The organism is Candidatus Krumholzibacteriota bacterium, from assembly GCA_034520215.1.
Taxonomy (GTDB): Bacteria; Krumholzibacteriota; Krumholzibacteriia; order Krumholzibacteriales; family WJIX01; genus JAGHBT01.
On the sequence record JAXHNR010000001.1, the window covers coordinates 291140 to 317993 of the forward strand.

Genomic DNA, 26854 nt, shown 5'->3' on the forward strand with positions numbered 1-26854 from the left:
AAATTGCGTAAGATAATAAAGATTCAACAGCTTAGATTCTACTTGGAGGGTAAATAATGATTGTTTCAAAAACGAATAAATATTCAATCCTGTTTATGGTATTTGTGATATTGATAACACATTTCACAAGTTTGGGGGCTCGGATCGTCCATGTGACGACCTATGGAAGTGATGAAGGTGACGGTAGTATCTATGAACCTTATGCTTCAATACCAAAAGCTATTGATGAACTTTGCGCATATGATAATCCCAGCCCGGGGGATACGATATATGTTCATGAGGGAACTTATCCAAATGAACCGGTCTCTGGTAATTGGGATCCTTATGGGCAGTATGGGACTTATATTTGGATTATGGGTGTCCCCGGGGAGAATAAACCCAGGCTTACAAGAGGAGAGACGGCATATATTACCTCTTATAAAAGCGCGGAGACACCTCCGCATAATTTTGCTCTTAAACGATTGATTTTTGACAAAGATGATGTTGGGTATCATAATATTAATATGTGTTCTTGGAATCCCTTGAGCATTGCCCCCCCTATTGAACAGGGTTATATCCATAATGTTATCATTGATAGTTGTGAGTTTTACAATAGACGCAAATCTGCTGCAGGGATTAAAATGTCAGGAGTAGATAGTTTTGTTATAAAAAACTGCACATTCAATGGATTTGATGGTGGTGGTATTGGTCTTAATATGGATGGTTGTCACTATGGGGAAGTTTATAATAATACATTTTATCGTGAGAGAATGTCAGGCATATTAACTAAAGGGGGATCTCACCATATAGTGATAAGGAACAATTTTATTAAAGATTGTTCTCCCATAGGAATCGCTGTTGGAGGAGATACATGGTATGAATATTGTAGGCCTGACACAGCGCAAATGGAAGACCCATTATGTGAAGCAAGGGATATTGATGCCTATAGTAATGTGATTATTGATTGTTGGATTCCAATTGTGTTTAATTGTAGCAGAGATTCCAGAGTTTATAATAACCAGATAATTATTACTGATTCTTTAAAGAACATGAGTGATTCTGAAGGTCTGATTTTTTCCACAACTCCCGGTATGATACAGTTCAGGGAAACAAGCGGCTGGTGTAATGTTCCTCCACGGGATAATAAGATTTATAATAACATATTTTATTTTAATAAAATACGGGACTACTATTACAATATATATTTTTTCTTACCTAATGAAACACATTCTGATAGATATGCATCTACAATAAAAATTTGGAATAACTTGTGGTATGAATATGAAGATCCAAGTAGTTCGTGGAAATCCTGGAACAGTAATGGAGTATGGAATTGCGTTGATACTACTGGTGTGAACATATATGCACAAGATCCTAGATTTGTTAAAAATTCTGATGGAATTCCCATTCCTACAAATGGATATAGTTTGGGTTTGCGGGGAATTAGAATAACTCCTCCAAGCGGTTACGAGTTTAAGGATTTTTATGGAGAGACGTACATGGATCCCCCGCCAATTGGTGCTATTAATATCAGTTATGAACCTGAGGGTCCTCCGATCGCCCCTTTAATGAATAGATTGATACCGGCAAATCTTGGGGAGAAAAAGGATTGACAGGGTAAATTGTACATAATACTATTTTCTAGAAGGAGCAAAGTTGAACTACATAGTTGGAATATTCAACCGGAAAGAATTATCAAAGAAAGGTGTCTCGATCTCTCGGGAACATTTCGATGATGATACGCTTAATTTTTCTTGCAGTAGATCAAGTAACTTCAGTTTTGATTATCAACCTTTTTCATACAACCCTGAGACTGGGATTTTATGTGGTGCTCTTGGATATTTTACAAATCTTGATGAATTGAAAAAGCGTTATTTGCTGGATAAAGTGTCAGATACGGAAATAATAGGCGAATTATATAAATTGACGGATCTAAAATTTTTAGAAGAAATTGAGGGACATTTCTTAATTTTTATATATGATCAAAATCTTGGAAAAATGTACATTCTTCAACCTGAACATGGGTCGTTTCTTCCTGTTTATTATATTCAAAATTCGGGAGAACTCATTTTTAGTACCAGTCTTAAGATGTTGTTAAAACATTCAAATATTAAAAGGGAAATGGATATCTTAAGTGCCCGTAAATTCCTTTATCACGAACATATAATTCCGGATGATGCAACACTTATAAAAGGTGTAAAAAAGCTTGTGCCTCAGAAATATTTAGTCATGGATAAGCATAGTAATACACTAATGACACCTTCAGTTATAACGAGAAGATTAAAAATATCACGGATAGAGGCGGAAGAGAATTTTGTAAAATATATAAACAATAATATAGCTAAAATTAATTCCAAGCTGATTGATTCACCGCCTGCTATTACTCTTACCGCCGGGTATGATTCGAACCTTATTTTGTTTTTACTCAGAAGTATGACAGACGCGCAAATCAATGCCATAACGGTAAACGGGGGAGATGAGCACAATGAAGTGCCGGTGGTAGAAAATATTCTTAAAAATTACAAAGACATTAATCTTTTAACCAAAGATTTTAACAGGGAAGTAATATCCTCAATTCCCGATTTGGTGTGGAGGTATGAGGGCTATTTATTTGAAGGAGGAATGTTCCTACGTTACTATATTTGCAATTTGCTTAGGGAACACGGTATAAAAACAGCGGTTTTTGGAGCCGGATCAAACGAAATATTATCACGTGAGAAACAGTGTTTATTCCACTCAAAAATAGATAATTTAACCACCCTTACAAAAAATTTAATTAAAAGAACATTTATTGGCAGTCTATATTACAAGACCCTTGGAAGCAAATTGCCGGATCATATATTGAGAAGAGAATTTATGAGCGGCAGCCTTAGAGTTAAATACAATATTTCATTCGACTATATTCTTAAAATGCATGATATCTTACTCAACAGTTTTAATATTCAGGGACTTCACCCCTTTATAAGTAAAGAAATAATTAGCGCGGCTCTTTTGCTGAGAAGTGAGAATAAAGAAAAGAGGCTTTTTAAGGAAAAAGCCAGACATGTAATTGGAGAAGAGATTGGCAAACAGCTTGAGCAAAGCGATATTGTTTCAGATACTGAATATATTTTTAAATCTTCGGAAGACATATTATTGAAAGTGTTGCATAAGGAAACGACGCGTAGGTTGTTAACTTCTAAACAGATAAAATTACTTAAGAATAACTCATTGACATTCCACACCTTTATCATCCAATTGGTTTATCTGCATTTATTCAATACCCTTTTTATCAGCGGAGAATACGATACAAATTTTAAAAATGATGGGATTGATTTTAAGCTGGATGAATTAATTTAAAGTGTTGATCCGGCCGGTTTATTTTCTAAGATCCCTTAATTTATCGAACAATATTTTGGTATTTTCGATTTCCTGCTCTGTAAATTTTTTTACAATCCTTGCAGGATTGCCGGCTACAACGCAATTTGGAGGAACATCTTGCGTGACAACCGCTCCTCCGCCAACTACTGAATTTTTCCCCACAGTTACTCCTTTAAAGATGAGTGCTGATAGGCACACCCATACATTATCTTCTATTATTACAGGTTTAACTGCAACGGGAGTTTCAGGATCCCGCCTTGTGGGCTCAACAGAGTGAAAATCAGAATCGGAAACATGAGAGTAAGCAAAAATACAAAAGTCTCCGATCTCAACTCTTTCGCAGCAGCTTATTCTTACTCCATTAAGATAATTGTAAGAACCGATTGTTATCCGGGCGTTAGGGCTATAAGTGCACATGCTGTTAATCCCAAAAGTACCTCCCTCGAATAATAAATTATCGCCGATAGATACAACCCCAGGCCCTTTAACTTCAAGTTTTCCCCCGGTGCGGAGACTTTTACCGCAATTAAAATTTATCCCTGCCAATTTAAATTTTAATTTATGTAATTCTCCCATTAAACGTGAGAAAACATATTGTCTTCCCTGTGCTGGATTTTTTATTCCTTTGATAATTTTTGTTTTATAACTAATCATATTTTTCCTAATAAAACCACGGTTGCCATTTAAACTGTTCTACCGTTTTTATATTAATTTAGATCATTCTATATAAATAAATATCAGCCCTCAACATTGGCATTTAAATAATTTTCATATTGATCTTTGCCGATATCATTTATCAATTCTTCAGGGAAAGGCAGTTTCTTAACTATTCTCGCGGGATTTCCGGTAACCACACAAAATGGGGGAACATCTTTAGTGACTACGGCTCTAGCTCCGATAACAGCCCCGAACCCAATAGTTACATTGCCAATAATAATGGATTGAAGCGCAGCCCAGACATAATCACCTATTTCGACTCTTCCAATTTTTGCCTTATCCAATTTCTCGAATCTTTCCTGGTATTTAATATTGTGGCCTTGATTATCAGTGATTAATGTGCAGCCTATCAGGCAATGAGATCCTATTATGACTTCATTGCCCACAGTTATAGTAATAGGCTGGCTGATATCGGTATTATCGCCAATAGTCAATCTGGGATTTTCTCCAATAGTCAAACTGGCAATTGTTATCTGATCATAAATACTTACATTATTACCAATTGTTATTTCCAAGTCACCTTGAATGTATGGAAGTCCCTGCCCGGAATGATAAATGTGCAGGTTATCACCGCATTTAAAACAGCGGCTACGGAACAGGGGCTGGTGATATAATAATCTCCAGAATGTTCTCCAAGCGATGAGTCTGAACCTTCTCTCATGGTACAGTAAATCGTGTAAAAACTTTATATAGGGCAAATCCCGCCCGCGTAAATTTTTTGCTATTCTGTAAAGTTTTTCATAGAAAGGAGTTTCCCGTTTCCTGATCTTATTTTTGAATTCAGTAAATCCCATTATTTAATCCCTGTTCCATAAAGCAGAATGCAGATAAATGCTCTCTAAATTCTCCAGTCTCAACTTCGGCAAGCAAACAAAACGGGTAAGTCAAAAAGTAATTAAGTTCATTTAACCGTATATGAACTTTCTTGTTAGGTCAAGTCAAAAAGTAGTCGTAACAAGCGTATATAAGGCGTTATCAAACCTTGAATTGCGCTTTTTACATTTTTATCGGGGCAGGGTTACTTGAAAATCAATAAAGAAGATGCTTTAATATACGAATCTATTTTCCGTAAGGGAATTATATATTTTTATGTATTGATCGGATACATAATCTAATGAGAATTTTTCAACGATTCCTTTTCTGGCTTGCAGGGAATAATATTTTCTTGTCTTTTTATCCTGTAAAAGTTCGATGACAGCTTTTTGGAAGGCCAATTTATCTCCAATTTCAATTATACGTCCATTCTCCCCGTTTGTAATAATATCATCTGTTCCGCTGACATGGTAGGCTACGGCAGGTACTCCACAAGCCATCGTTTCCAGTATGGCATTCGGCATTCCCTCCATTGTTGAAGGAAAGACGAAAAGATCCGATATTTGAAGATATTTTGTTACATTGTTCACCCTTCCCGTAAAATGTATGATATTTCCCATTCCATGTTTATTGATATCCTTCTGTATTTCTTTATAACAGAAGTTTTCTCCAGCAACTCCTTCTTCCTCGGATCTGGGGCCGACAAGGATCAGGTAAGTCTCTGGGAATCTTTCGGCAATTGTGGCCCATATAGATATCAGTTGATCAACTCCCTTTCTGTAAATAATTCCTCCGACGTAAGTGATTACGGTTTTTTCCACTATGCCCATTTGGGTTTTTAGTACTTCTTTTTGATCCGGGGGCAGGGGGGTGAATTTTTGGATATCGACGCCATTAGGAATGAATATTATTTTTGATTTATCGAAACCGTCGTTAATAAGTCTTTCCTGGATCATACTACTTATTGTGACAATTTTATTTAATCTTATCGCGCTGTATTTGCTTATCATTCCGAATATTCTGCCGCAGTTTCTGAAGTTTGTTTCCTGCAACATAGTAACCTTGACGATTGTTTTTTTTCTTAATAGTTTTGCCAATAGACTTAATAACGTGAATGGGTAGGACATTCCCTGAATGTGGATTACTGAATACCTTTTTCTGAATCTTATAAATGTTGCGAAAATCTTAATGATAAGAGAAAATTTGTCAAACTTTGGAGTGTGTCCTTCAATGTACGTTGTTAGATTTTTGATGTATATATAGAAAACTTCAAACCCTTCGAAAATGCCGGTACCCTTTTTTGATGACTCGTTGGTCAGAGCCACAAAAAAGATGTCAATCCCTTTTTTCCTAAGTTCTTTGGCAAGTTTTATTGCTTGGATTGCTCCGCCGCCGTAGATTGGAGGAAAGATTGGAAGGAAAAAGCATATTCTCATTTCATAAATCCTTTAAAGAAAAGCAGTTTGCTTAAATTGCATTTTAAAAGCCATTTTACTATAAGGCAAGTGGTATTATTTTTTTAATATCATACTTTTTCAGTATAATATATAAAAGTCCCTTGAATTGATTCTTCCTTATATTTTCTTCACGTTAGCCGTTGTGATAATCAAGAAACATTTTCTGATGTCGGCTGGATAAATAGATATTAACGTATTTTCTTTTGTTACTGTTATTATGATTATAAGTTAAAAGAGCATCATGTAAATTTTATAAATAATTATTGTCACTACTTCAAGAAATAAAATGATAATAAGATCTCTATTTGTTATGAAGGGAAGTGTTATTTCATATTTCGTGTGTAATTGCAAGGAAAGCAACGCGGTTATTCCAAACAATATGTATAGGATTGGGCTGTAGGTCTGTGAAAGAAAGAAAGCAGATGTAAGAAACCCAATTAAAGATACTTGTGTGATCCTGGAATATAATATCAGATTTGTATCGGTTGATGTTTTCTCGATTCTGATAAGATCTTTGAAGCTTGTGTAGATCAATGCTATCCAGACAAAGAAACCAACAAGTCCAAGTTCTGCGAGGCATTTAATGAAAGCGCTGTGAGCTGCTCTGGAAGAGTATTGTGTGAATTTATTCATACCTATGCCAAGAACAGGATGAGATTTTAGGATTACAAGCCCCTCCATCCACGCGTAGATCCGTCCGCTCGCGGATTGTCCGTAGGGGGACATTTCAGCCATTCGGCTCGGTGCCAGAGCAAAAGCTATAATAATAAGAACAGCACCGGTAATTAATCCCTTCTTCATACCCCATCTCTTGAGAGCAAAGCTGCCCAATACTGCCAAAACTGCCAGGTATCCTCCCCGTGACTCCGTATAGAAAACAGCTATAAATAATATGCTCAACATAGCAATTAGCCCAATTTTGATTATTCCATTTAATTTTTTGTTAAAAAGGTTGAAAAGGAGAATTGGTATTGAAGAAATAAGCGCGAGAGCAAAATCATTTGGGTCACCGAAAACACTAATCCATTTAATGCGGCCATTTATTGGTGGGTTCCCAATAAGATCGACTCCATTGAAGTGCTGGAGCAGTCCGTTTATTGCCAATAAAAAGCAAGCAAAGGTAATGCTCCAATATAAGATTTTGTATCTTTTGCCCGTAATCAAGACGATGAGGAGAAAGGGAAGAAATAAAGTCAGAAATTCGTTTAAGGATTCCCAGGCACCGAGCAGATTGAAATTTGAAAGGTCGCTAAGTGGTACAATAAGTAAGAGGATAAACATCAGAATGTTTTGTCGTGTAGCGAATATTTCAATTTTATCTCTGTTGATGATCTTGTGAATAAGAAAAAAAATTATAATAATAATAGCCAGAACTAACATTATTCGAAGTGGTTCCAGAGATGGAATAAAATCCTGAGGCCTAATGTAAATCAACATCAGGTACAGAATTAATCCGAAGAAAGGACGAAAGAAGATAGTTATTAATAGAATTATACCACCCAAACTCGCCGTTGCAAGAGGGACTGATTTTAAGGCGAGCAGTGAGATAACTATTGTGACCAACAAGAGAAAAACAATTATCAGAATATTGCGTTTTTCCATAATATTATAATTCTGCCTTTTATTTATCTTCAGGGCGTCACTGGAGTTAAGAAGTTGAATGGTATTATACGATAATCATTGATTCCATATCAAATTATCTCTTCCACCTCACATCTATTCGCCCTGACGCGAATTTATACAACCCTACCACAGCCGCCCAGTTCAGAGAAGTGAATACGAATATAATATTAATAAATCTGTTTTGCCTCAGAGCGCTAAAATAACAGGCAGCTACTGCTGAAGTATAGAATATTAATTGGATAATAAACAGAGAGCTATAAAATATTCCGCCTGAAACCGCTGAGGTGATCAGAACGGCAAGCATAGCATAGGGGACAAGGAGGCGGAAGAACTTGTGCGAGATAGTCTGAATGAAGATCCTGTTTTTAAAGGGGTTAAACAACCATTTATTACGACTGAAAAGCTGGAAGTTGCCCGCGAGGGTGCGGACTTTTCTCCGCCATTCTTCTTTCATCTTTGAAGAAGAAATATCCTGGGCTACGGCTTCAGATTCGAAAATAACGCGGTAGCCCTTTTTGAAAATCTGAAGGGGTATTTCGATATCGTCGAGAATAGTATCTTCGCTGACCGGCTCGAAGAGATCCCGTCTTATAGCGTATATGGCGCCTGTAACGCCCAGGGTGGAGTCTATAACGGCTTCCGCTCTTCTGATCATCTTTTCATATTCCCAGTAGAGCCCGATGTTTTTACCTGTACTGATAGCGGTATCGCTTAAATGCAGCTCGCCGCTTACAGCGCCTATATCCTCTGAGGCGAAATTCCGGGCGAGTTTACGAAGTGCGTCAGTGCTGTATTTCTGCCGGACATCCGAGAAGACCACTAATTCCCCGTTTACAGCGCTTACAGCTTTGTTTAATTGTCTTGGTTTGCCTCTTTGATCCTTTTCCTCGATGAAGAGTATATCCTTTCGCCCGCGCAGTATTTCGTTCGTCCGGTCTGTAGAACCGTCCGATAAGACGCATATTTCAAGAAGTTCGGAAGGATAATCAAGCTCAAAACAGTTATTCAGTTTCCGGGTTATTTTTTCCTCTTCATTGTAGACAACTATGATCATACTAATAGAAGGCAAATCGGATGTGTTTGTATTTTCGAGGGCAGAAACCCGTCTGAATTTGCTGAAAAGGATTATCAGGGCCGGATATATAAGATAGGTATAAACAATAAAAACTGCCGCTGACCAGAAAAGAAACAGAGCCATAATTATTACATCTTTTTCTTATTTACGAGTTTACGAGGCCATAATATTTATTTACCTGCTGAAGTGCATTGAAATTCTGTGAAAAGAGCCCAGATTTCCGTAAGGACTGAAAGCATAATTAAGCGTAATATAATCTCTTACGTTAAATCCTCCCCCCATCGAAAAACCGTTTCCCGGCCTGGATTCCTGGCCGCAGTATCCGGCTCTGATTTTTAACATGCTGTAAAGATCGATTTCAGTTCCCGTGCTTATGTAAATGTCTTCGTATCTGGGAATTACTGCGTCGGCGGCGAATGTAATAATAACATTGTCTTTATCCATTTTGAATGACTGGCTCCCGCCCGCGCGAATCGTTAATGGTATAGGTTCATTAATTGAATCGAACTTTATATCCGGGCCAATATTCTGAACAGCAAAACCGGCGGAAAATCCGTGTTCTTCCATTCTGTATAATAATCCAATGTCAACAGCCATCCCCGCCGCGCTCCAGTCCCCAAGTTTTTCTCTGAAATATTTAAAATTTAATCCGGTGGATATCGATGGCGCCGGAGAATACTGGAACCCTGCTACCGCCTGGTAATTGTTGCTTGTAAATCCCTCTGTGGAGACGCCTGACCCATCAAATCCCTGTATTTCGGGGCGGTACAGGAATGTTAATCCAGCCCCCAGAACAAATTTGTCATTGACGCGCGTGTATCCGGACAGGTTTTCGTAGCGGTCGTCGAATATCCATTCGGAATGTGATATTGCTATTCCCTCCCCATCATAAGCGCTTAGAAGAGCGGGATTGTAAAATAAGGCGAATGGGTTGACTACTGCTACTCCCGCCTCTCCCATAGCTATCGATTTGGGGCTGACCGGCAAAGTGAGATATGACGCTCCGGTTGTTCCGGCACCGTCGGCGCTTAAGCTGGGAGCGGAAAGGAAACTTATCATAACGATTATTAATGCCGTAATATACATGATGTTTTTTCTTGCAAGTCTCATAGCTGTATTACCCTTGTCTTTAGTTTACGATCATTACCGGTCTTTTTTCCGTTACTTCTCCTCCGGAATCTTCGACTATTACGTAGTAGACTCCGCTCATTACCTTACTGCCATTATGATTTGTGCCATCCCAGTTAATTTCTCCTCCAGCGGGGATAGTTTCTTTGTGAATCTCCATGCCGTTGGAGTTGAATATCCGGACGGCTCCGTTTGACGGAAGGCCATTCATAGTCATGCTGACTCCTTTAAAAGGACTATAGGGAACCGGATAGATATTCAGCTGGGGGGATGATACTGGAGCGGGGACTTCTTCAGCCACGGTAAGGGTGTCCCGAGCTGAGATTGTGAGGTTGTCGTATTGATCATATGCCGCGGCTCTGGCGTAATAAGTTTTCCGGACTACAAGATTTTCCAGCTGATTAGAGTGGGAAGTGGTCCAATCGGTTTCATCGAAGCTGCTCATAGAGTCAAGGACGGCATCCGAATCATACTGAATGAACCCGGTTGTAGCTACCGGCGTTTCCCAGTTGATTCTAAAACTACTCAAGCTTGTTTGTGATTTGCCGGTTATTTTGCAGCTGTCGCTGAGTGACGGGGCCGCGTCTGCCGGAATAGTCATTCCAGAGACAGGATTAGAAAAACCGCTTCTTTCTCCGCTCGTGTTCTTGGCGATTAACCTGTAATAGTACCTCGTTCCTTTCTCAAGCCCTTCATCTAAATATTCGAAGGTATTGTTGTCCACACTGTCTATAGCAGTAAAACCGGCTCCCCGGTCCAGAGATCGGTATATTACATAACCTGTGATATCCGGCTCGGGATTTGGCTCCCAGTTAACCAGATAATCAGCTGTTTCCTGCGATGAAACATTAATCGATAGAACTATGAGAAGTAGAAAGGTGCATATACCAGCTGTTGTTTTTTCCATTTTTCTGCTCCTAAAAATTTTCTTTAAATGCTCTGCCTTACAATTTGGATATTAGACTAAGGGATATGATTATGAATTTCGAGAGAAAAAACGGGAAAAAGCCAATTTTTCGCATTTTAGTAAATTCCACGTTGTTCCTAATGATTGCTTCTCGTTTCAAACTGTTCCTAATCCCTCTTAAGTCTTTCTTCTCTTTTAGATAATTTAGCTGCGGTCAGGGGAAATCGCAATTAATATGCCATCTATCCGCAGTTGAATATTAATGGGATTAAATCGGCATGTCTTCTAAAAAAAGAATTACAAGACAATTATGAGTGAAACTATTTACGGAAAGCAAAGATCTGGAAAGAATTTGATTTGGGATTCATTTGAGGTCGGAGTCTGTAGCCGGGGAAATCGACCGCGGTTTTGACAATGTCAATCTACTGGAATCTGCCTGAAACGTCCTGACGGTAGAATCGATTTAAAAAATGGGGAAAGCCCAAAAAGTATAATTGCTTGACATCTAACGGGGCAATGTACTATGGATTTTTTAAAACCCATTGTTTTGTGTTGGATTGGTTGCATTGCAATTGGATGGTGTTTTTGAAAGGGGAAAAAGTGATAGGAGTTTTATACAATGGAATCCTTCTCCGAGAACCAAAAAAGCATCCTTTTTATAACATATCATTTTCCTCCTGATTCTGAGATAGGGGGAAAGAGAACCGCGCGCCTTGCAAAATTCTTTAGGGAAAAGGGATGGAATGTTGGGGTTTTAACTGTCAAAGAACGTTATTACGAAATAAGGGATGATTCCTTTACTGTCGATGATATTGTTGTATACAGAACTTATATGTTCAAAAATGTCAGGTTTCTGTATCTTAATATTAAGAAATGGTTTAAAAAAAAGTTAAAGAATCAAAGCTACACTAATCGTGATATTCATTACAGGGAGGTAGACGGAAAAAATGACATTGGTGCTGAAAAAACCTTTTCCCTGAGATTGTTTTCCAGACTGAAGCGATATATTTTATCGCTGGTTTGGTTGCCCGATGATCATCAGGGATGGGTGCCATTTGCGCTGTTCAAATGCCTGAGTATTATTGACAGGTACGATATTGTGTATTCCAGTAGTCCTCCCAAATCGGTTCCATTAATTCCTCTCTTTGCAACCTATTTTCCGATGAAGTTTATTTGGGTCAGTGAATTCAGAGATCCATGGGATGTAAGTCAAAAGCCAAAGCAGTTTCGAAGCAAATTTACTAATTACCTTGAGAATAAATGGGAATATGAGTTTTTCAAAAGAAGTTCAATGGTTATCGCAGTTACAGAGGCTATGGAAAAGAACTTTTCAGAAAAATTTCCTTATTATTCTGAAAAGATCAAGACCTTTTATAATGGGTTTGATGAAGATGAGTTTAAGCATATTGACAGCGGGGATAAGCGGGAAGATGACGGCAAACTGGTTTTAACTTATGCTGGACATTTTTCCTATGGCAGGAATCCGAGATCTTTGATGGAAGCACTATCTGAATTGATCCGTGAAAATGCTCTACAGCGCAATAAAGTTGAGATTAGATTAATAGGTGATTTGTATGTAGAAGGAGAATCGATCAAAAATATGGCGGATGAGTTTCATCTCAGTGATGTCGTAAAGTGCATGGGTTATGTAGCTTTCAATGAATGTTTGAAACAGATGAGTAAGTCGGATATATTTCTTTTATTTAATATCGAACAGCCGCTACAGGTACCAGCTAAATTCTTCGAATATATTGCATTGGGGAAGAGCATACTGTCAATTTCGACCGGTGGAATAACCGATCGGCTGATTGAAAGAACTGGAACGGGTATTAGTGTCAAGCCGGAGGATATTCCGGGAATAAAGGATGCGATTATGAAATTGGCTTCAATGACTACTAAAGTTGTTAAAGAAGAAGTAAGGAAATTTGATATTAAAGTGATATTTGAAGAACTAGAAAATGAATTGAGTTCTATTATCGAAATGTAATGATGAAGTTAATGAGATCATAAAGAATTAAATATCTTTACAAATACAGCAATCAGTATGGAGAAATACAATGAAAATATATAAAATCTTTAATAGTGGAATGAGATTTCTTAAGGCAAAATCTGATTTAGAAATAAAAAAATATAGGTTTAGAAATTTTTATTGTAAAGATAATAGTAATACTAATCATTTGATTCATTTAGATGAAGCTGCTGCCTGGTTGTGCCGGGCGCAGGATTTCGGCGATGATGATGGTGTGTCCTACGGTGTGCCTTTCGGGGGAAATTTTATGCCTAGTTACCCCGAAACAACAGGCTATATTATACCAACCTTCTTAAAGTTGTCAGAACACTATAATGATGAAGAATACCTTGCTCGTGCTGTTAGAATGGGTGATTGGGAGATAACTATTCAAATGGATTCAGGGGCTGTTGTGGGAGGTATGGTCAATTCAGATCCTACTCCGGCGGTGTTTAATACTGGTCAAGTTCTTCTAGGTTGGAACGCTCTTTATATGAAGACATCAGAAAAAAGGTTTTATAATGCAGCCCGAAAAGCGGCTGAATGGTTATTGAAGACACAGGAAGATAATGGAAATTGGGTTAAGGATAACTCTGTTTACTCCAATGCTGATAACACAATCTATAATGTTAGAGTAGCTTGGGCATTATGTCAATTTGCCATTTTGTCGGGAGAAGACAAGTATATGAAAGCAGGGATTAATAATGCTAATTATACATTGAATCACCAAACAATGAACGGATGGTTTCACAATTGCTGTTTAACGGATCCTGATCATCCTTTGTTACATACAATGGCGTACACTGTGAGAGGATTATTGGAAATAGGTATTTTGTGCAAAATGGATAATTTTATTGATAGTGCAACAACAACGGCAAAATCATTGATATCGTTGATGGGAGAAGATGGATTTATTCCAGGCAGGATAAACAGTAAATTTCAACCGGCCGCAAATTATGCCTGTTTGACGGGGATGGCTCAAACTTCTATTGTCTGGTCAAAATTATTCAGAATAACGGGAGCAAAGGAATTTAAACAATCTGCTTTAACAGTGAACGAATATTTAGTGCGTCACCATGATATATTGTCTTTTAAGGATACAGTACGCGGAGGGGTGGTTGGGTCTTGGCCTGTACATGGTGAATATGGGAGATTTATGATTCTAAATTGGGCAACAAAATTTTTTATTGATGCGTTATTAGAGGAGATAGAACTCGAAAACGGCGCAAGTTAAATTGGTTTTGTTACCTGGAGTGAGGTGACGTGATTACGAGGCATAAGAAAGTGATAAATGAGTAATACTATTTGTGGAAGCACAGATATATGCAAATTCCGGCTCGCGGATCACGCAGGTGTAAAATCCGCCTCAGAATGTATTAAAGCATACCGTTAATAAACGGGTTGCGTCTTTTTTCATCACCTATAGTTGTCGAAGGGCCGTGTCCGCAATACACGACGGTATCATCTGGCAGTTCCAGAAGTTTTAATCGGATGGAGTTTAGCAGGGTTTCCCTGTCTCCGCCGAAAAAATCAGTTCTTCCGATAGAGCCCGCGAAGAGTGTGTCTCCTGCCAGTACAAATCCGTCGAACTTAAGGGAGATACCTCCTTTTGTGTGCCCGGGTGTACTGAGAACGCTTCCAGTTATGCTGCCTACCTTTATTTTGTCCCCTTCTTTGAGCAGGCGTTCAACAGCCGGTTCTTCGATTTCTCCCAATCCCCAAAGAGGGGCTTCCTCTATCGATTTCTTCATTGTATCTATATCATCGGAGTGGATAGCGAGGCCGATATTGTAATTTTTCAAAATATCCGCGGCCGAAGCCATGTGATCACTATGGCCGTGGGTTAGAATAACCCCTGTGGGATTAAGGGAGTTTTCGTCAATAGATTCTTTGATTTTTTGCGCCTCGCCGCCGGGATCTATTATTACAGCCTCTTTGGTTACAGGGCAATATAGGACGTAACTGTTTGTAGCCAGTATACCTACAACATTTGTGATTATTTTTGGAGTCTCTTTACTCATAATCTGCTTTAAGTTCAGTTAGAAGTGATGTGAAATGGTTAAAGCCATTGAAACCGCGGCGTATTTTAAATCAAAATTAGCGTTGTGAATTTCGAAATCACTCTGAGCCAGCTGGAATCTGGTTTCCCCTCCCACGGAGAACCTGTTTGTAATAAAATAGTTGAACCCTAATTCCGCGTGGGCTCCCACCGAGAAACTGTTTTTAGAAACCGTTTCTTCCGGATTGCCGTAGTAGGGCTTATCAGTCTCTGCAAGATATGAATCGGTATTCAATCTTACCATAGAGTGAACAGCTGAAAATCCGCCCGCTACGTAGGGGCAGAGTTTTCGCGGCATAGGCATGGAGAAATAATGTTTCAGCCCCAGATCCAGATTGAAGAGATATATTTTTAATTCACGGGTGATATCCAGATCAGTAGGATCATCGTTTGTGACATAATCGCCTTCGCTTGCAGCATCCAGATATGAGAAGTTCAGCTTTGTTGTTATATAGAATTGAGGAGCAATTATTTGTTCATATCCAAGTTGGATGTAGGGTGAAGTGGATATTTTATCGAAGTAATCGGAGCCGTTTCTAAGTTCCGCCCAATGCTGAAGGTGATCTGTAAGGTTTGTAGCATCATGACCGTCTGTGAAACCAAAATTGAAGTTGATGCTCTTTCCCGGCACGGGGCCGTACATTTTCCTGTCTCTGAAGACTACCTGCGCTGAAACGGGGACCGAAGCAGTCAGGATGAGTATTGAAACAAAACTTAGTAATATAGACTTTTTCATGATTTCTCCGATCCTTCGAGTGTTTCACTGCTTGTGGGGCTATTCTAAAAATATAATCAGCCTGCCTTTTTGTCAAACTCTTAAATCAGAAAGAGTTGCTACTTGTTTGGAACAACGCATAGAAATCGCAGTTTGCTTTCTCCCGTATTTAAGAATGAATGTTTTTTACCTTCCGGCACGAAGATAAAATAACCCTTTGAGAAATCCCTTTCCTGACTTTCAAATTTAAGTCTGCCCTCTCCTTCAAGGATATAGACTTCATGTTCCCAGGAGTGCTTATGAAACGGGGTTCTTCCTCCCTTGCCGATCTCGAATAAGCGCATCGCAAAATTTAAAGCTCCGTCATTCTCAGAAATCAGCCATCTGATATTTACATTTTTCGCTCCCTCAGCATCTACTTCCGCCGCTTTGACATCTGCCGCTTTATTGATTTTAAGATCCGCCATATCCGTCTCCTTTTAGATAAATACTCATAACTGTTTAAGGCGTTTATTCTAACGCGGACTACCAGACGATTCTAAAACAGAACCGGTGTCCGGACAAGTTAAAACGGTTTTTTAGGTTATTGTCCCGCTTGACAGTTGTATGGTAAAGAGGTTATTTTGGGGCTGGATAGATTAAACAGCGCTCTTTATAATTCAGTTCAGGCGGAAAAATATTGGAAGAAATTCTTTTTGTATGTACAGGAAATACATGCAGGAGCCCTATGGCGGAAGTATTGGCGAAGAGGAAGATGGCTGATTTTGAAAATTTGTCTTTTTCGTCCGCCGGCATATCCGCGCGCGAAGGGCAATCCGCTTCACCTCTCGCGATAAGTGTTCTTTCTGAAATGGGCATCGACCTTTCTTCTCATAGAGCTTCCAGCCTGACACGGGAACAGATAGCAAATTCCAGTCTTATTGCGGCTATGACGCCGCTTCATAAATCAGCGGTACTGGATATTGATCCGGAAGCTGAATCAAAGGTGATTGTTCTCGGGGAATTGGACGGGCGGAGAAAAAGCGCCGATATCATAGATCCAATCGGCCGAGGGAGGGAAGCTTATATCGGTGTAAGAGATGAGATAGATCATCTTACTGATATCTTGAAAGATTACATCACCGAAAGGTTTAACTTGAGAGGTGATATGCCGGGATAATAGAATTGGGATGACCGGCTTTTCCCAATCCGATGATTCCCATTTCGGTTTTGGATTTTCCCGGGCGGTTTTTTGGGCATCGCGGAATTATTGGTAAAAACTGAAATTGTTGTTGTAACTGCCAGTTATTATTTCTATAATTAGCGCGAGCTGAGGCGGTTTGTCCCGCCGGGTTCTCTTTTGGAAATTGAAAAACCATTTGTTTAGAGGGAGTGTGAAAATGGGTTTGAAAAAATCAGACAAGATATGGATGGACGGGAAGTTTGTCGACTGGGATGACGCTAAGATCCATGTCTGCGCGCATGTTATTCACTACGGTTCGGCAGTGTTCGAGGGAATAAGATGTTATGACACTAAAAAAGGGCCGGCGATCTTCAGGCTCGAACCTCATATAAAACGGCTCTATAATTCGGCTAAGATGTACAGGATGAAGCCTGAAATACCTATGCGGGAGTTTATGGAGGCCTGCTATGAAATTATTAGAAAGAATGATATGAAGGCTTGTTATATAAGGCCTTTGGTGTACAGAGGTTATAATGAACTGGGAGTTAATCCATTCAATAATCCTGTGAATTCTTTCATTGTAGTCTGGGAATGGGGGAAATACCTCGGCCCCGAAGCTCTCGAGCAGGGCGTTGATGTCTGTGTGTCTTCATGGGATAGAATTGCTCCAAACACATTTCCGGCTCTGGCTAAAGCCGGCGCGAATTATATGAACTCTCAACTGATCAAGATGGAAGCTATCAAGAACGGATACGTCGAGGGCATAGCTCTTGATGCAAATGGTTACGTCAGCGAGGGGAGCGGCGAAAATATCTTTCTTGTACAGGACGGCAAACTCTTTACACCTCCTCTGGGGGCGAGTGTTCTTCCGGGAATCACACGAAATACCGTTATTGAACTGGCCGAGGATCTAGGGTATGAAGTGGTTGAAAAACTGATCCCCAGAGAGATGCTTTATATAGCGGACGAGGTTTTCTTTACCGGAACAGCGGCTGAGATAACCCCAATCCGAAGTGTTGATAAGATTAAGATAGGAGAAGGCAAGAGAGGTCCGATAACCGCTGAATTACAGGAACTTTTCTTCAAGGTTCTAAACGCCGAAGTTGAAGAAAAATTCCATTGGCTGGATTTTGTTTATAAGGATTAATTTTATCAGAAAGAAAGGTCTTATTCTATGAAGGTCGCGGTTGGTTCAGATCATCGCGGTTTTGCGCTCAAGGTGAGGATCGCGGAATTTCTTAATAAGGATGGGCACGGCATTCTTGATCTGGGTACAAACGGAACCGATTCCGTCGATTATCCCGATTTTGCGATTCCCGTAGCCGAGAAGGTCGCGAGCGGGGAAGTTGACCGCGGAATCCTGATCTGCGGCAGCGGTATAGGAATGTCAATTGCGGCAAACAAGGTTTCGGGCGTAAGGGCTTCATTATGTAAAACTGCCAAAGACGCTGAGATAACGAGATTGCATAATGATTCAAATGTTCTCGCGCTTTCTGAAAAAAGCGCGGATGACCCCGCGATTGAAGAGCTCGTAAGGACGTGGCTTGAAACACCCTTCGAGGGAGGCCGCCATCTGAGACGAATAAATAAGATACATGAATATGAAAGCCGTTAACAGTACTTTTGTTAAAGAGGGGCGATAGGAAATGTTTGAAGAAAATCTATTTGGATATCTTGAAAAAACAGATCCTGAAATAATGGAAGCCGTGAGGGGAGAGCTCGGCCGGCAGCAGAATCAGTTGGAGATGATAGCCAGTGAGAATTTCGCGAGCAAGGCTGTTCTTGCCGCCTTAAGCAATCCGATGCAGAATAAATACGCGGAAGGGTATGTAGGAAAACGTTATTACGGCGGATGTGAATTTGTCGATCAGGCTGAAAGGCTGGCCCGCAGAAGAGTAAGAAAGCTCTTCGGCGCAGAGGGCGCGAATGTTCAACCTCACTCGGGCACTCAGGCTAATATTACAGCTTATCTTTCATTTATAAAACCCGGGGACAAGATAATGGGTTTGAGTCTGTCGCACGGAGGGCATTTGTCGCACGGTCATCCCGTAAACTTTTCGGGTATGTTTTTCGATGTTGTTCATTACGAGGTTGACCGCGAGACCAGGACATTCAATTATGATGCTCTGGAGAAACAGGTAAAAAAAGAAAGACCCAAACTTTTTGTGGCTGGAGCAAGCGCCTATCCCAGGTTCTGGGACTGGAAGAGAATCCGCCGGATGTGCGACAGCGTCGGGGCTGTAATGATGGTTGATATAGCTCACATAGCGGGTCTTATTGCCGCCGGTGTTCATCCGAGCCCCGTTCCCTATGCTGACGTTGTTACATCTACCACGCATAAGACTCTTCGAGGACCGAGGGGAGGTTTTATCCTCTGTCCTAAAAAATATAAAAAGAGTGTCAATAAAATGAATTTTCCCGGCACTCAGGGTGGTCCGTTCATGCACGTTATAGCGGCTAAAGCTGTTTGCTTCAAGGAAGCTATGACGGATGAGTTTAAAGAATATCAGAAACAGGTTGTCTCTAACGCCTCCAGGCTCGCCTCGTATATAATGGATCACGGGTTCGAGCTCGTAAGCGGCGGCACCGACAACCATCTCTTCCTTATTGATTTGTCAAACAAAGGTTTAACGGGCAAAGCGGCTGAGAAAGCTCTTGAAAAAGCCGGAATAACGGTAAACAAGAACACTGTACCTTTCGACGAGCAGAGCCCCTTTGTGACTTCGGGGATCAGAGTCGGCACTCCGGCGCTTACGACCCGCGGGATGAAGGAAACTGAAATGGATAGTGTAGGTGAGATGATCGTCAGAGTTCTTGAAAACTTGGAAGATGAGAATATATTAGCGGAGATTAGAAAAAAGACTTTTGAACTCGCGAGGAGTTTCCCGCTCTATGAATAATTATAAGTTTTCCCACAGAGCGCCCTGCCCGCGGGTTTTGAGAGGATGGAAGTTATAGTTTCTGAACGCTATCCGGCTATAAAAACGAATGTTTTCCTTTGCTTCCCGGAGTAATTATGAGCAGACCAGCCTGGGATGAATATTTTATGAAGATAACCCGTCTTGTCGCTGAACGTTCGACATGTTTAAGGCGTCAGGTGGGAGCTATTATAGTAATAAGGAAAAGGATAATTTCAACAGGTTATAACGGAGCTCCCAAAGGAATAGAGCATTGCCTGGATATAGGGTGTCTGCGGGTAAAAATGGGAATTCCGTCGGGTGAAAGACAGGAATTGTGTAGAGGTGTCCACGCTGAACAGAACGCTATAATTCAAGCGGCCGGCGGAGGCATAGATATGGAAGGGGCTACGATGTACTGCACAGATTCTCCGTGTTCGACCTGTTCTAAGATGATTATTAATGCGGGTATCAAGAAATTGGTTCTCGGAAGGAAATATCCCGATAAACTGGGGGAACAGCTAATTAATGCGGCGGGGATTGAAACAGTGTATTTAACGCCTGTTACGGAGGAAGAGAATAAACCGTAGAAGGAGGATGATTTGCGTTGTCCCGCGTGCGGTAATGAAGAAGACAAGGTCGTTGACAGCAGATCCACCCGCGATAATTCGGCTATCAGAAGGCGCCGGGAATGTCTAGCCTGCGGTTATAGATTCACCACCTACGAAAGCGTTGAGCAGAGACCTGTTATGGTCGTTAAGAAAGACGGCAGCAGGGAGCGTTATTCAAGAGACAAAATGCTGGACGGCATTCTAAGAGCGTGTGAAAAACGGCCGATCTCAATCGAAACACTCGAAAAATTGGTAGATGAAGTTGAGCGTTCAGTCTCAAGCAGCATAAGGGATGAAATTCCAACCGAAGAACTGGGCAACGAGATTATGAAGAGACTTGTATCTGTCGATCAGGTTGCTTATGTGCGCTTTGCGTCAGTCTACCGGGATTTTAAGGATATTTCCCAGTTTCTAATGGAATTGAAGGTGCTCCTGGGAAAGAGTAAATAGTAATTCAGTTGTAACCTGGGTTACCCGAAAACCTGTGAAAGGAGAGAATTATGATTCTAAGTGAACGTATCAGAGCAATTTTTACAATGGCCGCGATTTTTACTCTCGCGATCTCCGCAATTCATTGTTCTTCATCTCCCCCTCCTGGAGAATTAGAGGGCGGAAGCGGAAAAAAAATAGAATTGCGTTTCAATCCCCAAGTAGGAGATATATCAAAGTACAAGGGCAGCCATACCAGAGAAATGAACTTTTACGGGATGAATTTTAGAATAGTTACAACATACAGAGTGGTTAATTCTGTTAGAGAGAAGACAGAAGAGGGGAATAACACGGTCAGGATCAAGTGCCTCGAACAGGAGAGCAAGATGGTTAAAAAGGGAGAAACAAAGAGTTTTAATAATCCTGTTAAGGCCGAAGGGAGAACAATCGAAGTCGTAGTGTCACCTATGGGCAAAGTTAATAATGTTAAGGGTTTTATCACGGGGATGAAGGATGACGAGCTGAAGGATTTTGCCGAAAAATGGTTTTTTGAATTGCCGGAAGAACCGAAGAGTGTCGGGGACAGCTGGCAGAAAGAGATCGATGACAGTACAGAAACAAAGGTTGTAAGCGGTATTTCTGAGTATACACTGGAGGGTATTGAATCGGTAGATGGTATTGAGGTTGCCTGTATAAGCGGTATTTCCGAGACGGATGTTTACGGCAAATCGAAGCAGGGTAGCGTGGAAGGGACCGCGAAAGCTACTTTTGACGCGAAAATCGCGATTGAAGGAGGATATATAGTTACAGTCAGTATTAATTCCGAAATGAAGGGAAAGATAACAGGAATCAATCCGGAAACCGCCAAGGAGGAAACACAGGATATAACAAGTTTTTCATACGACAAAGTTCAATTTTTAGAGTGATCGGGATAAATGTTGTCTGATGGAGATAAGAGTGAAAAACTTATAGAGATGGGGCTCCTCGATCACCTTGAGGAACTGAGATCCGGGTTAATATCTGTCATAGCTGTGTGGCTCGGAGTTTCTATAATTCTGTGGTTTTTTTCAGACCATTTAATCGATTTTCTCCTGGCAGGTATCCCCTTAGAAAGCCTCTATTTCAACGCACCCGCGGAAGCTTTTATGACACGCATGAAGCTCAGTTTTATCGTGGGGTTCCTAGTGTCTTTTCCCTATATTTTGTTCCGAATATGGGCTTTTGTATCGCCGGGATTGTTTTCAAGTGAAAAAAGAGTAGTATTTCCCTTTATTTTTCCTTCAACCTTGCTTTTCTATCTTGGTGTTTGTTTCGCGTACTGGATTATGATTCCCGTAGTGCTGGATTTCCTCATTAAATTCGGAACTGATATGCTGTCGCCCCTTATTTCTGTTGGAAAATATTTTAATTTCGTCGGGAGATTATGTTTTACTTTCGGTATTGTGTTTCAGCTGCCTCTGGCGATTATATATCTTGTAATTTCCGGAGCTGTCTCTCCGGGGAAATTACTAAGGCAGTGGCGGTGGGTGGTACTGGTTATTTTTATAGTAGGGGCTTTTCTAACACCTCCTGATCCCGTATCTCAGCTACTTATGGCCCTGCCGCTTATTGTACTTTTTTTTGCGAGTGTTGCTCTATCGATCTTTATCAGAAAGTCCGGCGGAAAAGATGGGTAAAGGCCGAAAATAGCTTGAATCCTGCCTTTGAGAGTGATAGATTTCAGAGTTCGGTATCGATGTTGCCGGATGGATATATTATTCCCTTTTTTATAGGTTGTTTTTTTGATTTTTCAGAAAGGAATTAGTCATAGGTTTGCCGGAGCACACCGATCGGATTAAAATTGATTCCATAAAATCAGCTGTTAAATCTGAGCTTGATTCCCTCGAAAAAAGACTTAAATCCTTTGTCAGTACTGATGTTCCCCTGTTGGATGAAATATGTGCCTCGTTAAACAGAAATCCCGGCAAGAGATTGCGTCCCAATATCCTCTTTCTCGCGGCCAGAAATGCCGGAGCCGATCCGGAAAAATCTGTCACAGCGGGCTTTGCGGTTGAGCTAATCCACACTGCCACTTTAATTCACGATGATATCATAGATTCTCATGATTTCCGCCGCGGCCATCCTACTGTCAGTTCGAAGTGGGGTAGGGATATAGCTACTATAACGGGGGATTATCTGTATTCGAGAGCTTTTTCATGTTTGAGTAACGAGAATCTCTGGGGGGTTATCTCTATCCTGTCCCACGCGGCAAATGAGATGAGCCTGGGAGAAATGCTGCAGTTTCAGCATAAAAAAAATGTAGATATAAGCGAGAAGATCTATTTGAATATGATAGGCAAAAAAACGGCTTCTCTGTTTGCGGCTTCATGTGAAGCCGGAGCCCTTCTGGGAGAAAACGGAAACGGAAATAGAAACAGCTTCTCCTCGTTCGGAGAGAATATAGGGCTGGCTTATCAGATAACAGATGACCTTTTTGATTATCTGGCCGCCGAAGAATCTCTCGGCAAACCTGTGGCTGTGGATCTTGTAGATGGCAAGATTACACTACCGTTTATTACTTCATATAAGAACGCTCCCAACCATGTCAGGCGAAGGATAGGCGATATGTTACGCGAGGGGTTTGACAGAGATCGCGGTTGGAATGAAATGCTTTCGTTTATAGAAAATTACGGGGGAGTGGAATATTCGGTAGAAAAGGCCAAAGCTCTCAGCAGAAAGGCTAAAACCTTTTTAAGTCCTTTAGCAGCATCTCCTGAAATAGATCTCTTATGTTATGCTGCTGATTACATTGTGGAAAGAGTTGTCCCTTATTCGGGGTAGCTTGGTAAAAGCTGCTCCGCTTATTTTTTAAAGGGGGGAGGAAACCATGGATAAAAAAGAAGCTCTATATTACTCAAAATCCGAAGGAAATATTGTAAAATGCCATCTATGTCCCCATGAATGTGTCATCCGGGAAGGAAATAGGGGCAGGTGCAGAGTCAGAGAAAATACAGGGGGCGAGCTTTTTACACTTTCCTACGGCAGAACAGTGACTGTAAATCTGGATCCTATTGAAAAGAAGCCTCTTTTCCATTTTATGCCTTCATCCCGAATACTGTCTATAGGGCCCAATGGATGTACTTTTACATGTAAAAACTGCCAGAACTGGAATATCTCTCAAGAGGAGATGCCGACCCGGTATATTTCCCCGCGAGAGCTAATTGAATTAGCGGAAAAGGAAAATTCAGTCGGAGTTGCTTTTACCTACACTGAGCCTCTTGTCTGGTATGAATATCTGTTGGATGTTTTGCCTTTATTGAAAGAGGAAGGTCTAAAATCAGTGGTTATTACAAACGGATTTATCAATGAAAAACCAGCGTTAGAGCTGGCCGGCATGGTTGACGGATTTAATATAGATCTTAAGAGTTTCAATAATGATTTCTACAGGAAATATTGCGGAGGGGAAGTGGAATATGTAAAAAACTTTATTGAGATAGCTTCATCTGTATCGCATGTTGAAGTTACAAATCTGTTAATCCCCGGATTGAATGACAGTCCTCAAGAGATAGAGGATATGTGCGAATGGCTTTCGCGGGTTTCGAGAGAAATACCTGTTCACTTTTCACGTTTTTTTCCTCACTACAGGATGAATGACAGACCTCCTACTTCCGCTGAAACCCTTCAGAAAGCCTATGAAATTGGAAGAAGATATCTTGATTATGTCTATATTGGTAATATATTCATTAATGGTACTGAAAATACTTATTGCCCGGAGTGCGGAAGTGTTGTGATCGAGCGTTCAGGTTTTTCAGCCGATAATTTTATCGATTCCGGGTGCTGCCCGTCTTGTGGGAGAGAAATAAAGGGGGTCTGGAGTTAATTGACAAAGATTGCGCCGAAGAAACTTGCCAAAAGAGTCATAAAGCTTATATGGAATAAGAAAGCTGATGATATAGTTCTTCTTAATCTGAAAAAGGTTTCGAACATAGCGGATTATTTTGTGATTTGTTCCGTTTCAAGCGGCACTCAGGCTCGTGTCGTCGCAGATGTCGTTACCGAGGAGTTGAAGAAAAAAGGCATTTCATTCAATGTTGAAGGATATCAGTCTCCCCACTGGATATTAATAGATAGTTTTAATGTTGTGCTTCATGTTTTTCAGCCGGAGACGAGGGGTTTCTACGGACTTGAAAAGTTTTGGGGAGACGCGCCCAGGGAGGAATATCCGGATGGTTAAGAAGGCGGGTTTTGAGGATGTAAGGGTCAGAGAGAGAATAACCGAAATGCTCTTTGAATCGGTAAAGCAACTTGACCTTGACATTGAAAGAGATGAAATTCAGCTCGAACGGCCGAAGGAACTCGGCAATGGTGATTTAAGCAGTAATATTGCCCTGGTTACAGCCGGAAAGATAAAGAGTAATCCAAGAAAACTTGCTGAAATCATTATTGATAAAATTTCATCAGATCCTGATTTTATAAGTGGAATTGAAGTAGCAGGGCCGGGGTTTATAAATTTTTTCTTTTCCGTTAATTACCTTAAATACCAGGTGTTAAAAATAAACAGAGAACAAGAGTCGTACGGCAATCTGGATATTGGAAAGGGAAAAAAGGTACAGATAGAATTCGTTTCCGCGAATCCAACGGGACCGCTTGTACTTGTTTCAGCCAGAGCCGCCGCCGTTGGAAGTACTCTTGTCCGTTTGTACAGTAAAGCGGGATTTGAAGTTGATGCTGAATACTATCTTAACGATTCCGGAAATCAGGTCCACAAACTGGGGCTTTCTCTTATGGCCAGATTCAGACAGAACTTCGGAGAGGATGCCAAGATACCTGAGGATGGATATCCCGGTGAGTATTTGATAGAGATCGCGAGGCAGGTTCCTAAGCGTGAAGGAATGGAGTGGCTGGGCTTAGAGGATGACAGGGGGGCCGCAAAATTCGCCGATTTCGCGCTTGAAAGAATGGTGGAACTGATAAAAAAAGACTTGGAAGTTTTCGGGGTTTCCTTCGATCAATTCTTCGCCGAATCAACTCTTCATCGGGCAGAGGGGGAAGTTGATCAAGCCCTTGAAATCATGAAAGATAATGGTTTTGTCTATGAAAATGATGACGCTCTCTGGTTTCGTTCAACTGATTTCGGGGATGAGAAGGACAGAGTTGTAATTCGAAGTGATAAAAGCCCGACTTATTTTCTGGCCGACGCGGCATACCATCTCAATAAGTTTCGGCGGGGCTATGATCGAGTAATTGACATATTCGGACCTGATCATCACGGACACATACAGAGATTGAAGGCCGCTTCTTCCGTCTTCGGAGCTAAAGAAGATTGGCTTGAGATTCTCACCGTTCAGTGGGTCCGTCTCATAGAAGAAGGTAAAGAAATCAGTATGTCCAAGCGCAGGGGCGAATATATCACTCTCAATGATCTTATCTCAGATGTCGGAAGGGACGCGGCTAAATTCTTTTTTCTTATGAGAAAGAATAACGCTCATATGGATTTTGATCTATCCCTGGCCAGAAAGAGATCTGATGAAAATCCTGTTTATTATGTTCAATACGCCCACGCGAGGATATCAAGCGTTATATCTTTCGCGAAAGAGAATGATGTCGAATTCCCCGAAGATTTTGATTGTGTAGAATTGCTTGATGAACCGGAAGAGTTGGATTTGATCCGTAAGCTTATTGTGTTCCCCCAGCTTGTCGAGGGGGCTGTTCTAATGAACGATCCAAATCGCCTGACAACCTACACGAGGGAGATTGCCTCCTCCTTTCACCATTTCTATCATATCTGCAGGATTATTTCAGATAACAACAGATTGAGTCAGGCCCGGTTATTGCTCTCGGAGGCAACGAGAATAGTTCTGGCTGAATCGTTGAGGTTAATTGGAGTTGCCGCTCCCCGGAAAATGTAAATTTTACTGATCGGGCGGAACTAAGA

At 40.7% G+C, this 26854-nt stretch carries 26 protein-coding genes; 16 read left to right on the top strand and 10 right to left on the bottom strand.

All coding sequences use genetic code 11. The features are described 5' to 3' along the window. Positions 1-56 precede the first annotated feature (56 nt). Together U5O15_01220 and U5O15_01225 are read left to right on the top strand one after the other, a co-directional pair. On the top strand, positions 57-1592 hold the full coding sequence (locus U5O15_01220) for a right-handed parallel beta-helix repeat-containing protein (GenBank protein ID MDZ7859284.1): 1536 nt from the start codon (positions 57-59) through the stop codon (positions 1590-1592). 43 nt (positions 1593-1635) lie between these two features. Further along, positions 1636-3318, top strand: coding sequence for an asparagine synthase-related protein (locus tag U5O15_01225; GenBank protein MDZ7859285.1), 1683 nt, complete (start codon positions 1636-1638; stop codon positions 3316-3318). Positions 3319-3336: 18 nt separating this feature from the next. Here U5O15_01225 and U5O15_01230 read toward each other — a convergent pair whose 3' ends face one another. The 7 genes from U5O15_01230 to U5O15_01260 all read right to left on the bottom strand — a co-directional run bounded on the left by U5O15_01230 (position 3337) and on the right by U5O15_01260 (position 11059). Continuing rightward, the gene (locus tag U5O15_01230) at positions 3337-3993 is read right to left on the bottom strand and encodes an acyltransferase (protein MDZ7859286.1); all 657 of its coding nucleotides are present in this window, start codon (positions 3991-3993) and stop codon (positions 3337-3339) included. 83 nt (positions 3994-4076) lie between these two features. Further along, on the bottom strand, positions 4077-4850 hold the full coding sequence (locus U5O15_01235) for an acyltransferase (protein MDZ7859287.1): 774 nt from the start codon (positions 4848-4850) through the stop codon (positions 4077-4079). Between the two features lie 252 nt (positions 4851-5102). Continuing rightward, complete coding sequence (locus tag U5O15_01240; protein MDZ7859288.1) at positions 5103-6305, bottom strand: glycosyltransferase family 4 protein; 1203 nt, start codon at positions 6303-6305, stop codon at positions 5103-5105. Positions 6306-6554: 249 nt separating this feature from the next. Continuing rightward, positions 6555-7226 (bottom strand): O-antigen ligase family protein, encoded by a 672-nt coding sequence (locus U5O15_01245; protein ID MDZ7859289.1) that lies wholly within the window; start codon positions 7224-7226, stop codon positions 6555-6557. 796 nt (positions 7227-8022) lie between these two features. Then, positions 8023-9147 (bottom strand): glycosyltransferase family 2 protein, encoded by a 1125-nt coding sequence (locus tag U5O15_01250; GenBank protein ID MDZ7859290.1) that lies wholly within the window; start codon positions 9145-9147, stop codon positions 8023-8025. A 51-nt stretch (positions 9148-9198) separates the two neighbouring features. Further along, positions 9199-10134 (bottom strand): PorV/PorQ family protein, encoded by a 936-nt coding sequence (locus tag U5O15_01255; protein ID MDZ7859291.1) that lies wholly within the window; start codon positions 10132-10134, stop codon positions 9199-9201. A gap of 19 nt (positions 10135-10153) precedes the next feature. Next, positions 10154-11059 (bottom strand): FlgD immunoglobulin-like domain containing protein, encoded by a 906-nt coding sequence (locus U5O15_01260; protein MDZ7859292.1) that lies wholly within the window; start codon positions 11057-11059, stop codon positions 10154-10156. Between the two features lie 619 nt (positions 11060-11678). Here U5O15_01260 and U5O15_01265 point away from each other — a divergent pair. After that, complete coding sequence (locus U5O15_01265; GenBank protein ID MDZ7859293.1) at positions 11679-13046, top strand: glycosyltransferase; 1368 nt, start codon at positions 11679-11681, stop codon at positions 13044-13046. A 70-nt stretch (positions 13047-13116) separates the two neighbouring features. Next, positions 13117-14301, top strand: coding sequence for a hypothetical protein (locus U5O15_01270; protein ID MDZ7859294.1), 1185 nt, complete (start codon positions 13117-13119; stop codon positions 14299-14301). A gap of 142 nt (positions 14302-14443) precedes the next feature. Here the strand turns inward: U5O15_01270 and U5O15_01275 are convergent, their stop codons facing one another. The 3 genes from U5O15_01275 to U5O15_01285 form a co-directional block, all read right to left on the bottom strand. After that, positions 14444-15088 (bottom strand): MBL fold metallo-hydrolase, encoded by a 645-nt coding sequence (locus U5O15_01275; protein MDZ7859295.1) that lies wholly within the window; start codon positions 15086-15088, stop codon positions 14444-14446. A gap of 18 nt (positions 15089-15106) precedes the next feature. Continuing rightward, complete coding sequence (locus U5O15_01280) at positions 15107-15862, bottom strand: hypothetical protein (protein MDZ7859296.1); 756 nt, start codon at positions 15860-15862, stop codon at positions 15107-15109. 98 nt (positions 15863-15960) lie between these two features. Further along, positions 15961-16308: a cupin domain-containing protein gene (locus U5O15_01285; protein MDZ7859297.1), complete on the bottom strand. Its 348-nt coding sequence runs from the start codon at positions 16306-16308 to the stop codon at positions 15961-15963. 212 nt (positions 16309-16520) lie between these two features. Here U5O15_01285 and U5O15_01290 point away from each other — a divergent pair, with 212 nt between their 5' ends. The 12 genes from U5O15_01290 (at position 16521) to argS (ending at position 26828) form a co-directional block, all read left to right on the top strand. Beyond that, on the top strand, positions 16521-17000 hold the full coding sequence (locus U5O15_01290) for a low molecular weight protein arginine phosphatase (GenBank protein MDZ7859298.1): 480 nt from the start codon (positions 16521-16523) through the stop codon (positions 16998-17000). Positions 17001-17220: 220 nt separating this feature from the next. After that, positions 17221-18150: a branched-chain amino acid transaminase gene (locus tag U5O15_01295; protein MDZ7859299.1), complete on the top strand. Its 930-nt coding sequence runs from the start codon at positions 17221-17223 to the stop codon at positions 18148-18150. A gap of 27 nt (positions 18151-18177) precedes the next feature. Beyond that, entirely contained in the window at positions 18178-18618 is a 441-nt protein-coding gene (gene rpiB, locus U5O15_01300) for a ribose 5-phosphate isomerase B (protein ID MDZ7859300.1), read from the top strand. A 31-nt stretch (positions 18619-18649) separates the two neighbouring features. Continuing rightward, entirely contained in the window at positions 18650-19903 is a 1254-nt protein-coding gene (gene glyA / locus U5O15_01305; GenBank protein MDZ7859301.1) for a serine hydroxymethyltransferase, read from the top strand. A 116-nt stretch (positions 19904-20019) separates the two neighbouring features. After that, on the top strand, positions 20020-20490 hold the full coding sequence (locus tag U5O15_01310) for a cytidine/deoxycytidylate deaminase family protein (protein MDZ7859302.1): 471 nt from the start codon (positions 20020-20022) through the stop codon (positions 20488-20490). Between the two features lie 12 nt (positions 20491-20502). Next, positions 20503-20961, top strand: a complete 459-nt coding sequence (gene nrdR / locus U5O15_01315; GenBank protein MDZ7859303.1) for a transcriptional regulator NrdR — start codon at positions 20503-20505, stop codon at positions 20959-20961. A 50-nt stretch (positions 20962-21011) separates the two neighbouring features. After that, positions 21012-21866 carry a hypothetical protein gene (locus tag U5O15_01320; GenBank protein MDZ7859304.1) on the top strand — a complete coding sequence of 285 codons (855 nt, stop codon included), beginning with the start codon at positions 21012-21014 and terminating at the stop codon, positions 21864-21866. Positions 21867-21875: 9 nt separating this feature from the next. Continuing rightward, a complete protein-coding gene (tatC, locus tag U5O15_01325) occupies positions 21876-22616 on the top strand; it encodes a twin-arginine translocase subunit TatC (protein ID MDZ7859305.1) in 741 nt (246 codons plus the stop codon). A 136-nt stretch (positions 22617-22752) separates the two neighbouring features. Continuing rightward, positions 22753-23760, top strand: a complete 1008-nt coding sequence (locus U5O15_01330; protein MDZ7859306.1) for a polyprenyl synthetase family protein — start codon at positions 22753-22755, stop codon at positions 23758-23760. A gap of 46 nt (positions 23761-23806) precedes the next feature. Beyond that, the gene (amrS, locus tag U5O15_01335) at positions 23807-24799 is read left to right on the top strand and encodes an AmmeMemoRadiSam system radical SAM enzyme (protein ID MDZ7859307.1); all 993 of its coding nucleotides are present in this window, start codon (positions 23807-23809) and stop codon (positions 24797-24799) included. Next, positions 24800-25153, top strand: coding sequence for a ribosome silencing factor (gene rsfS, locus U5O15_01340; GenBank protein MDZ7859308.1), 354 nt, complete (start codon positions 24800-24802; stop codon positions 25151-25153). Then, entirely contained in the window at positions 25146-26828 is a 1683-nt protein-coding gene (gene argS / locus U5O15_01345) for an arginine--tRNA ligase (protein MDZ7859309.1), read from the top strand. The genes rsfS and argS overlap by 8 nt, the downstream gene beginning before the upstream one ends. The last annotated feature ends 26 nt before the right edge of the window (positions 26829-26854 follow it).